Raw genomic sequence first — 11843 nt, forward strand, 5'->3', positions numbered from 1 at the left:
GCATCCACCGCCGACCGCTCGCCGCTCATGTCTTCCCCGCGCGAGCGGGGGTGGTCCGTCGCCACGGTGTTCGTTGACGTCCTGCTGGCGGTCTTCCCCGCGCGAGCGGGGGTGGTCCGCTACCTCAGGAAGATCACTCGAATACAGGGCCGTCTTCCCCGCGCGAGCGGGGGTGGTCCCCCGGTTTCCAGCATGGTCGCGAGTGTCTTCACGTCTTCCCCGCGCGAGCGGGGGTGGTCCCCGAACGTAAGGACGATACGTCCAAATGGTGTAGTCTTCCCCGCGCGAGCGGGGGTGGTCCGGCCGTGGGGGTGGGCCGCACCCTTACCGGCCCGTCTTCCCCGCGCGAGCGGGGGTGGTCCGGCCCTGACCGAGCGCCGCCAGCAGCAGATCGCGTCTTCCCCGCGCGAGCGGGGGTGGTCCGCTTCGGCATCGGGTCCTCACTTCCGGTGGCTGGTCTTCCCCGCGCGAGCGGGGGTGGTCCCCGGAGGGCGTCGTCCTCGCGCCACGACTCCAAGTCTTCCCCGCGCGAGCGGGGGTGGTCCCGAGCGCACGTCGCCCGGCAACGCGCACACCAACGTCTTCCTCGCGCGAGCGGGGGTGGTCCGTCGTCCGGCAACAACGGGTTCATCACGGCTGCGTCTTCCCCGCGCGAGCGGGGGTGGTCCGCTGCGCGCGGGCCTGCGCAAGGAGGAGATCGTGTCTTCCCCGCGCGAGCGGGGGTGGTCCGCCGGCTCCGGAGGCGTTCTTGGCGGTGAAGCACGTCTTCCCCGCGCGAGCGGGGGTGGTCCGGGACGCAGGGCTCCCGCGCGGTGTTCGACATCGTCTTCCCCGCGCGAGCGGGGGTGGTCCCGAGTGGCGGATTGAGAAGAACGCGGTGCAGCAGTCTTCCCCGCGCGAGCGGGGGTCCCACGTCGTGGCTCATGTTGCTGGCGTCGTTAAAGTCTTCCCCGCGCGAGCGGGGGTGGTCCCTCGGCGACCACGGCGGACCTGACCGCCTTGCGGTCTTCCCCGCGCGAGCGGGGGTGGTCCCAACACCGGCTCCACCATCGGCGTCGAGGGTGCGTCTTCCCCGCGCGAGCGGGGGTGGTCCGGTGTCCCGCTCCGACTGGCTCGCCGAGCTGGCGTCTTCCCCGCGCGAGCGGGGGTGGTCCCGCCAGGAACGCCACGACGAACGGCCCGACGACGTCTTCCCAGCGCGAGCGGGGGTGGTCCGGGTGCGCCGACCGCGTTGCGGGTGCTGCGTGGGTCTTCCCCGCGCGAGCGGGGGTGGTCCGCCGACCGCATAACCCGATCACCTGGCACCCGCGTCTTCCCCGCGCGAGCCGGGGGTGGTCCGGCGGCATCAGCTGCTGCACTCAGGCCGAGCAGGTCTTCCCCGCGCGAGCGGGGGTGGTCCCATCTCCAGGTAGCGGGCGGCCTCGCGCACGACGTCTTCCCCGCGCGAGCGGGGGTAGTCCCGCGCCGCTGAGCCGCCCGCCCCGGACCCGTGCATGCACGCTCGCGGGCGGCCCGGGCGGGGAGGCTTCCTTCGAGCGCCAACGGTTGAACCGATGCCACGTTTCTCCGATCCACAGACAAGAGCAAGTAGGAACACGGCCGGGTCGTCGGTTGGTCTGTGTCTGGTGATGTCGGCCCGGATTCCGTCGGGAGCCCGCAGGAATCCGCAGAATTCGGGTCCACAAGCCGCGCCCGAAGGCTCGCCATAGCCCGATCAGGTGACGTGCCGAGAGCTGTTTCCGAATGACCGCCGGCGAGGTGCGACGATGCTCCCGCTATGGCGTCTTGGACTGATCACCCCGACTGGAGTGATGGCACGGCGCGGTTGCTGCACGACGCTCTGTCCGACGCCTATCCGTTCGGCCACGACATCCGGGAGCTCTGCGCGGTCGTGGGCATCCCGCCGTACCGGATCCACTGGGAGCAGTCGGCGGATCAGCTATGGCCTGCGGTGACCCGTGAATGCGCCCGTGCAGGAGTGCTCGCCTTGCTCGTGCGCGAAATCTGCCACCGCAAACCGGCGGCCTCGTCACGCCTCTCCGCCGTGCTCGACGCGCAGACGGCACCACCGAGCTGGTACGCACCCCCAGAGCGCCACCTGTCGTTGTTGATGGGGCCCGGTTACCGCCGAGCCTTCCTCGACCGCCGGGCGTTACGCCTGCACCTCGTCGACCTGATCCGCCACGACTACCCGGTGCTCGCCATCACCGGCCGGTCGGGGACCGGGAAGTCCTACAGCCGACACCTGATCCAGCACCTGGCGGAGGATCCTGACCTGCGCTGCGAGCTCCGGATCGTCGATCTGGAGGACGAGTTCTACGACGAGGTCACGCCGATCGACTTCGTCGCGACGTTGGCCCGCAGGCTCGGGCTGCCCGCGCACTTCGACGTTGACCTCGACACCGAGCAGTCCAGGACGGTGCGTGAGCTGGTGGAGGTGTTCGTGGGGCGGTTCGTCGCACTGCCCAGCAGGTTGCGCTGGTTGTTCGTCGACGGGCTCGACCGGCCGCACGTGCGCCCCGGTGTGCACGCAGTGGTCGGTCGGCTGGCGACGGAGGTCGAACGCGGGCAGCTGCCGAACACCCGGCTGATCGTCACCGGTCACCCCGGCGACTTCGCACCGTCCGTGCTGGAGCACCTGCGCCACGAGGACTTGGCGGAGGTCACGCTGTCGCACGTCGAGGACTTCTTCAGCGGCGTCGCCGAGCACGTCGGCCGTGAGCTGTCCGATGACGAGGTGGCCAAGCTGGTCGCCGAGGTGCTGGCCGACGCCGACCCGGCCGACCTGCACCTGCTGGGACGCAAGGTGGCGGAGACCGCGCACGCCCACTTCGGCCAGGGAGGTGCCTGGTGACCGTGGAGGCCCTGCTGGGCACGGAGGAGGCGCGGTTGCGTGCGGCGCTGGTGTCGCACTACGAGCTGGACTGGCTGGGTGTGCTCGACGGCAGCATGCTCTTCGCCGACTCCACCCGGGTGCGCACTCGGGACGGCGGTTTCCACTGGAAGCTGAACGACGCCGTCCGGCGGGCGGTGGTCCGGCGAGCCACGCGGGCTGAGCTGCGTGCCGCCTGGTCACGCATACCGCGCCGCCCAACCGACGACCGTCAGTGGGCGATCGACCAGTACATCGGCATCGACGAACCGGTCGAACTGGACACCCTGTCCCTACCGCGGCTGCGAGCAGTGGCATGGCTGGCGCGGTGGTGCGGCGATGCCGTGCCGCGCCCGGACGACTTGGCCCGGCACCTGGGCGTCGCGGAGCTGCTCGACCCGTTGCGCGCGCTGGTCGGCGATCACTTCGTCGGCCGCGCCGACCTGCTGCGGGTGCTGGAAGAGCACCTGGTCCACCGGGCGGGGCCGGTGGTGGTGCACGGGATCGGCGGGATCGGCAAGTCGGCGGCCGTCGCTCGGCACCTGCTCGACGCCGCCGCGAACGGCCACGTCGTCTGCTACCTGAACTTCGACCACAGCGCGCTGGATCCCAACCACCCCGCCAGCCTGGTCGCCGCGATGGCGCGCCAGCTCGCCCCGCAGCTGGGACCGGGCAACGACGCGGCGCGGCTGGCCGAGCGGTGCCATGACGTCTTGCGGACCGCGGAGCCCTCGCTCGCGCCGCTCGGTGTCGGCGACATGCTGACCGAACTGGGCGCGCTGGTCGGGACGCGCCGGCTGGTCGTCGTGTTCGACACCTTCGAGGAGGTCCAGCGCCGCGATCCGCACGTGCGGCGACGCTTCGCGGCCTTCCACGAGGCACTGCGCCGCCATGTCAGCTCGCTTGTGGTGGCCGGCCGGTCGCCCGCGCCCGAGCTGTCCGGCCGGGAGGTCCGCCTCACCGGGCTCGACCGCGACGATGCCTTCGCGCTGCTGCGCGACCTGCTCCCAGGCCGGGAGCCGGACGTGCGGCGCATCGTCGAGGTGGTGGGCACCAGTCCGTTGGCCCTGCGGCTGGCGGCAGGCGTCGTGCGCGAAGGTACGCAGGACGACGCGTTGCGCGACATCGCGCTGCACCGCGGCGCGATCGAGGGTGAACTGTATCGGCGACTGCTCGGCCACATCCGGGACCCGGACGTGCGGCGCATCGCGCATCCCGGACTCACTCTGCGCCGGATAACGCCAGAGCTGATCCGGCATGTGCTGGCCGAGCCGTGCGGGGTCGACGTGGGCGCTCCCGACCGCGCCCGGGACCTGTTCGACGGGCTCGCCCGGGAGGCGATGCTCGTCGAGCGGTCCGCCGACCACCGTGTGGTGGTGCACCGCGCGGACGTTCGCCGCGTAATGCTCCGTCGGCTCGCCGAGGACGAACCCGCGGCGGTGCGGCAGATCCACCGCAATGCGATCGAGTTCTACCGGGGACGTGACGGGGCCACCGCCCGGGCCGAAGAGCTCTACCACCGACTTATGCTCGGCCAGGACCGGGTGCTTCTGGACGACCGGTGGGACGACGCCGCGCTCACGACCCTCGTGTCGTCGGTGGACGAACTTCCCGCTGCCGCGAAGGTCTACCTTGCCGCGAAATCGCCGACGCTGACGGTGTCCGAAGAGGACCTTCGTGAAGCGGATACGGAGGTGCGACGCGGTGTCGTCGCCCGGCGCGCCGGAGAACTCCTCGCGGGTGATGAGGCCGCGGAGGCGCTGGCTGAACTGGACCGGCACGTCGCCGAGACCGGTGACGGTTCGCTGCTCGTGGTCGACCTGCGGGTCCGCGCGCTGGAATTGCTCGACCGGCACGCGGAGGCGTTGGAGGTCGCCCGCGCAGGCCGCGAACGCGCCGGACGTGCCGGGGCCACAACGGCCTTCGTCGCCTTCACGGTGCACAGCGCACGCCTGCGGCGTCACGTCGACGGGGCCGGGGACGGCAAGCGCGAGCTGGGCGAGACCCTCGCGCAGGTGCGTGGCCTCCCTCGGACCCCGCCGCACCTGCTGAGTCGGCTGCGCTTGCTGGTCTGCTTGCTCCAACAGCGGCACTACGGGATGCCGCTGGGCGACAAGGCAGTGCGCGAAAGCGTCCAAGAGGCGGTCGAGATCGCCGGGGAACTCCCGTTGCGGGACATCCAGGAGGTTCCGGGGCTGCTGCGGGACCTCGCGGGTGAAGTGGGCGAGCATTCGCCTCGCCTGCTGCAGGCCGCGCTGGTCTCGCTGGGGTTGCCCACGACCGAGGCCGAGCGGTTGGACGCCGAACTCGGCACGTCGGACAACCGGTCGCTGAGCGAGCTGGAGAGCCGGTACACCGTGGGCACCGAGCTGTCGGTCCGGTTCGAGAGCGACGTGCCGTCCGACGTGTTCAAGACGATCGTCGAGGCCTACCAGTCGGAGTCGGACGCGCTCAGCTCCCGCACCGGCCCGGGAGCTGAGCCGCACCTCGGCCCGCAGGAACCCGCATCGCTGCGGGAGTTGATGTACCGCGCCCGCACCCGTCGGGACCGGCACGACACAGCGGGCGCCATCGCCGCCTGGGAGGAGTGTGCGCGGGTAGCGGCCAGGCGAGGCCTCCCCCATGTCGCGGCGGTCGCCCAGGAGGCCCTTGGTGATCTGGCGCAGGAGACCGGGGACCTGCCCGCCGCACTCCGGTGGTACGCACGAGCGGAAAAGGTCTACCGCCGAGTACCGAACGGGGGCCTGCTCTTGGACCTGCGTGTCAGCCAAGCCCAGGTGCTGGTCGCCGCGGGCCTGCCGGATGAGGCGAACTCCCTGCTCCAGGAGGTGCTGCCCGAGCTCCGCACGAGGCGGATGATCGGCACCATCGCTGTCGCCGAGCTGACCGCCGCCGCCGCGAGCCTCCTCTACGGCGCCGCCGAGGAGGCGCGTGCTCTGGCCGGCTTCGCCGAGCGCCGCTTCGTCCGCCTCCGCGACCGACGGCGGTCCCTGGTGGCTCGACTGACCAGAGCCCGCGCCGAGACGATGCTGGTGCTGGAGGGACGACCGCTGCGCGCCCCGACGGTCGAGCGCGCGCTCAAGCTGGCCGACGAGTTGGGCAAAGCCCGGCTGCCCGATGAAGCGATGACCGCGCGGCTGCTGGCGGTACGGCTCGCCCTCGCGAAGGGCTCCTGGGAGGACGCCTCGGCGTTGCTGAGCCGGGTGCGCCGGCCGAGCCCGCGAGTGCCGATCACCACGCGGATGACGTACTGGTTGTGCCGGGCCGAGATCGCCCGGGCCAAAGGTGACCGCGCCGGCGCACTCCGGGCTGCTGATCGGGGACTGGAGGAACTGGCTCGAACGCGCGTCCACCTCGGCAGTCTCGACATGCAGTCCGCGATCACGACGCACGGCAGTGAACTGGGCGAGCTCGCCGTCGGCCTGGCGCTCGACGACCGCGATCCCGCGGTGCTGTTCCGGTGGCTGGAGCGCACGAGGGCCCAGACCTACCGGTACCTGTTGCCCTTCCCGCCCGAGGACGCCGAGTCGGCGGAGAGGTTCGGTGAACTGCGCGCCCTGAACCGCTCACGGCAGCGGTTGTTGCTCGACGGCGGGTCCGTCGAGCAGGTCGCGGGGCGGATCGAAACCTTGGAGCGCGACCTGGCTCGGCTCGGATGGTCGGCGACCGGGCTACGGGGGTCTCGCCCCGTGGCCGAGATGCGACACGTGCGGGAGAGGCTGGGCGACCGCGCGCTGGTGAGCTACGTCGCCAGTGGCGACGACCTCGTGGCGCTGGTCGTGACCGACGGCGGCGCGGCGGTGGTGCCGCTCGGCTCGGCCGCCACCGCGACGGAGGATGCTCAGCGGCTGCACGCCGACCTGAACGCTCTGGCTCCCGACCACCTGCCCTCCCCGCTGGGCTCGGTGATCGCCTCGTCCGCACGCCGTCAGGCGGAGCGCTTGGACCTCCTGCTGTTGGCCCCGATCAGGGACATCATCGGCGACCGCGACCTGGTGATCGTCCCTACCGGGGCGCTCTACGTGATGCCCTGGTCCGCTCTGCCCTCGCTGCGCGGACGGCCGGTCGTCGTGGCGCCTTCGGCAACGGCCTGGCTGAGCGCCGAGACCGCCGACCCACGCTTCACGCCCGGTCGCGTCGTCCTGGTCCGCGGCCCCGGTCTGCCGGCGGCCGTCCGGGAGTTGGACGAACTCGCCGCGCTGCTGCCGGACTCACACGTGCTGTCCAACCCCACGACCTCCCAGGCTCTCGCGGCGATGGACGGGGCCTCGCTGGTCCACATCGCCGCCCATGGGTACCACTCTCCCGACAATCCGTTGTTCTCCCGACTGGAACTGGCCGACGGGCCGCTGTACGCGCACGAGGTGCGCAGTCTCCAGCGGCCTCCGGTAACTGTTGTGCTCGCTGCCGACAACCTGGCGCTCAACCGCGTCCGGCCCGGTGACGAAGCGCTGGGCTTCGCGGGCGCGCTGCTGGTCACCGGTTCGCACACCGTGGTGGCCGCGACGAACCGGCTGGGCGACTCCGCCGCGGCCGACGCCATGCGAGACCTCTACCGCGGCCTCGCGACCGGGAAGCCGATGGCGGAAGCACTCGCCGACGCCATCGCGGCCGACCCGTTGCGCCGCCCGTTCATCTGCCTCGGCACCGGCTGGGAAAGGACGCCATGACGTCGTTGTTGGACCACCCCCTCGACTGGAGAGACGTCCGGCTCCGCGAATTGCGCGACGCGCTCAGCGTCACCATCTACCGCGAGTCGGAGGTGGAGTCCGTGGTACGGGAAGCGGGGCTGTCCCCGGGCTCGATCCGGTGGAACCAGGCCGCCCGCACACTCTGGTTCGAGGTGATGAACGAGGCCGCCATGCACCTCGTGCTGGCCGAGCTGCTGCGCGCCGCTGCACGGAGCCGACCGGTGCTCGAGCAACGCACAGGCGAATTGCTCGCCGACACGCCCGTCACCGGGGTCCCTTCGCGCGGCGACGACTTCACCTGGCACGGTTCGGGTGACGAGCGCCAGATCGTCGACGCACAGGAAACCCTGCTCGACATCGCCTTCCTCCAACACGGCGTCGACCGCGCCCAAGCGGTGTGCCGGCTGCGGGTGGCCGCCGGCGGGAAGCGTTACCACGCCACAGCTTTCCGGGTCGGCGCGCGAACGTTGCTGACCAACCACCACGTCCTGTGGCCCAACGGCAGCCGGGCAACCCGGGTCGACGCCGAGTTCGGCTACGAATTCGACACCGGCGGCGTTCTCCGCCAGCCGGTCATCGTGCGTTGCGATCCCGCCACGGCGATCGGCGAGCGGCAGGACGACTTCGCTGTGATCACGGCGGCGGAGCCCTTGCCCGACACCGCGCCCGTGCTCCCGCTGCGCGAGGGCGCGGTGCCGGACGTCGGCGACCGGGTGGCGATCATCCAGCACCCGATGGGACTTCCGAAAAAGATCGCCCTGCACCACAACCTGGTGCGGCACGTGGACGACCGGGTGGTGCAGTACTGGACCGACACCGAAGCCGGTTCGTCCGGTTCGCCTGTCTTCGACGACCGCTGGCGTGTGGTCGCTTTGCACCACAGGTGGGTCCATGCGCCGCAGGGGGACGGCGTCGCGTACCGGAACCAGGGACGCACGATCGCCCGGATCGTCGAGCGGCTCGACGCCCTTGGCGTGGATCACCTCGCGTAGTGCCTCGGACCGGAACCGACTCTCTCTCCCGACTTCCCGTGTCGCGTGCGGTCCTGCTCTTGGGGTCGCGCGTGGTCCGCTCGTACGGGTATCCGCGTGCCGGCCTGGGGCGCTGACCACCGACGTTCGCCGGGTGTGTCGGCTGCTGGTGGATTCTTTGCCAGCTGACCGGGCCAACCCCTGTGGTCACCGCATCAGCCGGAGAACCTCTTCGCCAAGTCCCGGAGCCGTCCCACGGCCTCGGCCACCTGGTCTTCGGTGATGGTCCTGTCAGGCGTCGGGCCCAGGCGCTCGAACCGGTCGGCCAAGCGCAGGTACTCCCGGTGGGCGTGTTCTCGGCAGGCGAGGCAGGTGACGCTTTCCGGACGGGGAGAGGTCATCGCGTAGGGGACCCGAAGTCCGCAGCCGGTGGTGGTGACGCTCGGTGCGTCGGTCACGCGCCCCAGCATCGACGAGACCAGGTTGCGGACAGTGGGTCCGGCGTCCAGCACCTTCCGCTCGACGTGGATGTGCGGATCGGTCTCGCTCATCAGTGCCGGAGCCTCCGTCCGAGTCGTTCCGGGACCAGGCTATCGCCCGGCGGTCGCCGAGCCGGTGAACGCATGTGGTCGCCGCACCAGCGCGGCGTACGGGCGTCCGAGGCGGTCGAGGGTGTCGGCCTGGGGGTGTTCCTGGTTGGTCGAGTGTCGTGGAGGCGTGATGTGTTGCGTCAGCGTGGTGGCGGGCGATGTCGTGACGGAGAGGTGAGGGGCGGCGATGGGTCGATTCGCGCTGTTGATCGGGACCGGGTGTTACGACGATGCCGCGTTGTGCCCGCTCGGAGCAGCGTCGTGGGACGTGGGCGTGTTGGGCGGGGCGTTGGCCGATCCCGCGATCGGCGGGTTCGAGGTCACCCGCCTGGTGAACCGGTCGGTTCAGGAGTTGCGCGTCGCGGTGGAGGATTTCCTGGCTGACCGGGTCGCCGATGACTTCGTCCTGGTCTACCTGTCGTGCCACGGTGTGCTGGACCTGAGGGGCAGGTTGGGGTTCGCGGCGACCGACACCCGGAAGAGCCGGGTGCACTCCACGGCACTGCCCGCCTCGTGGCTGGGTGACCTGATGACCGACTGTCGCGCGGATGGCCGGGTGCTGGTGTTGGACTGCTGCTTCAGCGGTGCCCACGACCGGGCGAAGGCCGTCACCGATGCCACGTCGGTGCAGCTGGGCGGATTGAGCAGCGGGCTCGCGGTGCTGACCGCCTCGCGGGGGTACGAGTTCGCTTACGAGGGCGACCCGTCCGGCGGGTCGGTGTTCACCACGGGCTTGGTCGAAGGGCTGCGCACCGGGGCTGCCGACCGGGATGGTGACGGCCTGGTCACCGTCGAAGAGGCATTCGCCTACGCGGCCGACTACGTGCGCGGCCGGGGCACGGCGCAGAACCCGCAACGTTGGCTCACCGGCGGTGAGGGAGATCTCGTCCTGGCCCGCAGCCTCCCCGGGCCGCGGCCCGTGCCCCTGCGGTTACCGCTGCCCGCACAGGCGGAGCCGGTTCCCGCCGCTCCTGCGGTGTTCCACTCCGCCTACGCCAGACTGAAGAAAGCGCTCATGGCGTTCGTGATCGTGGCGGCGACCGTCGTCCTGGCTCTCGGCATGGACGAGGACGGGAAGAGCGCATCCCCCTACGCCATAGCGGCGGCCGGTCTGCTCATGCTCTCCGGCTGGGCGGTCCAGGTGTGGCTCCCCCACACGCACACCCTGGACATCGGCGCTCAGGGCATGGTCCTTCGCGGCCGGCGCCGCAGTTGGGCCGTCGGCTGGGTCGAGGTGGAGCGGGTACAGCTGACCGCTCTGCGGCGCGGCGACTTCGGTCTCGTGGTCACGGTCCGGCCCGGCATCCCGCCGCCCCGCCCCACGGTGTGGACGCCTGGGCCGGGACGCGGTGGCACTGAGAAGGAAAGAGTCTTCGTGCGGACGCGCCAGTTGTGGGTTCGGCCAACCGAGATCGATGACGCGCTGCGCCGTTTCGCCGGAGCGGCCCACGTGGGCAGCCCGGACGTCGAGGAACAGCGGGCGTCCGAGGCGGCGGCAGAGGTGGAGGTATTCACGACGAACCAGCGTGCGCTGCGCGCCTTGGGTGCCGCGCTGGTCGCGATCGCCATCGTTCCGCTGGTCACCTTGACAGCTCCTGCCTCGGGCGTGGCGGCAGTGGTCGCGGCTGTGACCGCGCTGGTGTGCGCCGTCCCCGGCCTGGCGTTGCTGGTATGCGCCCACTACCCGGTGCGGCTGCGGCTGGACAGGGCGGGACTGCGCTACAGCAGGCACGGCAAGGTCGTGGCACGACATCGACAAAGTCGGCTTGACGCGGTTCCTCCGGCAGTCATCCGGTCCCCGCCACCTCAGTCTCCGCCTCGGCGGCGGCGTCCACCGGGACCTCGCGCTGGTGGACATGCTGTCGCTGTCGACGTCCACGGCCCGACTGTCCACGGCCTTCACCCGATTCGCCGGAGATCGCTGGGTGACGCGCTACCGGCCCGACCGCGGCGTCCGGACGACCGCTCACGCCACCCACTTCGAGGGATGGGCGGCTGGGTGGCAGACGCTGGCCGCACCCCTCGCCACCGTCGTCGCCATGTCATATGCGCTGCTGGGGCTGGAGGCGTGGTTCGGCGTCGACCTGGATCACGACCTGCATGGACCGACCGAGCTGATGGCGTGGCTCGCGGTGTTCGCCTGTGGTTTCGGGGTGCTGCTGGCATCGCGACGACGCTGCACCCTGACCCTCGACGACACCGGGGTGGAGATGCGACTGGGCCGCGAACGCGCGAGCGTCTGCTGGGACGATGTCCGGCACATCCAACTCGCCACAGGGCGGTCCCAGGCCAAGAACAAGTACACGGGCGAACACGACACCGGCACCGAGATCGTGCTGATTCCGTCCCGGGACGGAATCAGCACAGCGCCGTGGAAGCTGGTCGCGTTCCTCCGGCGACAACACGGTGCCCTCCTGCTGTGCACGATCGACCACTTCTGGCTCTACCTCGACACCTCGGACGAAGCGCTCGACCGGGCACTGCGCAGCCACGCCGGACCGCGCCGTCGCCTGCCACCGACGACACGGGAAGTCCTGCCGGGCAAGAGTCACTGAGCTACACGATTCGGACGGCGATCGTACAAAGGAGTCGCCACGCACCCAGGGCCGGTCGCGGATCGGCTAATACGAACGTCCGCCGCCCGGCACGGACCGAGCCTGTCCCGCCAGTCGGCGAGCAATCCCACTGCAACCGCGACCTGCTGGACCACATGGCACGC

The 11843-nt window shown here is 71.1% G+C and carries 5 protein-coding genes, 1 pseudogene and 1 CRISPR repeat array (1 of these 7 cut by a window edge); of the genes and pseudogenes, 5 read left to right on the forward strand and 1 reads right to left on the reverse strand.

Going from position 1 to position 11843, the window contains the following annotated elements; all coding sequences use genetic code 11:
- Window positions 1-1460: direct repeats of the CRISPR family, unit length 28 nt; unit sequence GTCTTCCCCGCGCGAGCGGGGGTGGTCC (it extends 781 nt beyond the left edge of the window).
- Window positions 1461-1777: 317 nt separating this feature from the next.
- The 3 genes from AB0A74_RS03040 to AB0A74_RS03050 are packed head-to-tail and all read left to right on the forward strand — an operon-like array spanning window position 1778 to window position 8555.
- Window positions 1778-2854 (forward strand): effector-associated domain EAD1-containing protein, encoded by a 1077-nt coding sequence (locus tag AB0A74_RS03040; RefSeq protein ID WP_358247211.1) that lies wholly within the window; start codon window positions 1778-1780, stop codon window positions 2852-2854.
- A complete protein-coding gene (locus AB0A74_RS03045; RefSeq protein WP_358247212.1) occupies window positions 2851-7542 on the forward strand; it encodes a CHAT domain-containing protein in 4692 nt (1563 codons plus the stop codon). The genes AB0A74_RS03040 and AB0A74_RS03045 overlap by 4 nt, the downstream gene beginning before the upstream one ends.
- Entirely contained in the window at window positions 7539-8555 is a 1017-nt protein-coding gene (locus AB0A74_RS03050) for a trypsin-like peptidase domain-containing protein (protein ID WP_358247213.1), read from the forward strand. Before AB0A74_RS03045 ends, AB0A74_RS03050 begins: the two co-directional genes overlap by 4 nt.
- 194 nt (window positions 8556-8749) lie before the next feature.
- On the opposite strand, the gene AB0A74_RS03055 is transcribed toward AB0A74_RS03050, so the two are convergent.
- Window positions 8750-9085, reverse strand: a complete 336-nt coding sequence (locus AB0A74_RS03055; RefSeq protein WP_358247214.1) for a hypothetical protein — start codon at window positions 9083-9085, stop codon at window positions 8750-8752.
- Window positions 9086-9311: 226 nt separating this feature from the next.
- On the opposite strand from AB0A74_RS03055, the pseudogene AB0A74_RS03060 reads away from it, so the two are divergent.
- Together AB0A74_RS03060 and AB0A74_RS03065 are read left to right on the forward strand one after the other, a co-directional pair.
- Window positions 9312-9968, forward strand: a pseudogene (locus tag AB0A74_RS03060) (caspase family protein); the annotation flags it as partial.
- Between the two features lie 922 nt (window positions 9969-10890).
- On the forward strand, window positions 10891-11679 hold the full coding sequence (locus AB0A74_RS03065; protein WP_358247273.1) for a hypothetical protein: 789 nt from the start codon (window positions 10891-10893) through the stop codon (window positions 11677-11679).
- The last annotated feature ends 164 nt before the right edge of the window (window positions 11680-11843 follow it).

The sequence above is a fragment of the Saccharothrix sp. NPDC042600 genome, from assembly GCF_040647305.1.
GTDB lineage: Bacteria > Actinomycetota > Actinomycetes > Mycobacteriales > Pseudonocardiaceae > Actinosynnema > Actinosynnema mutabilis.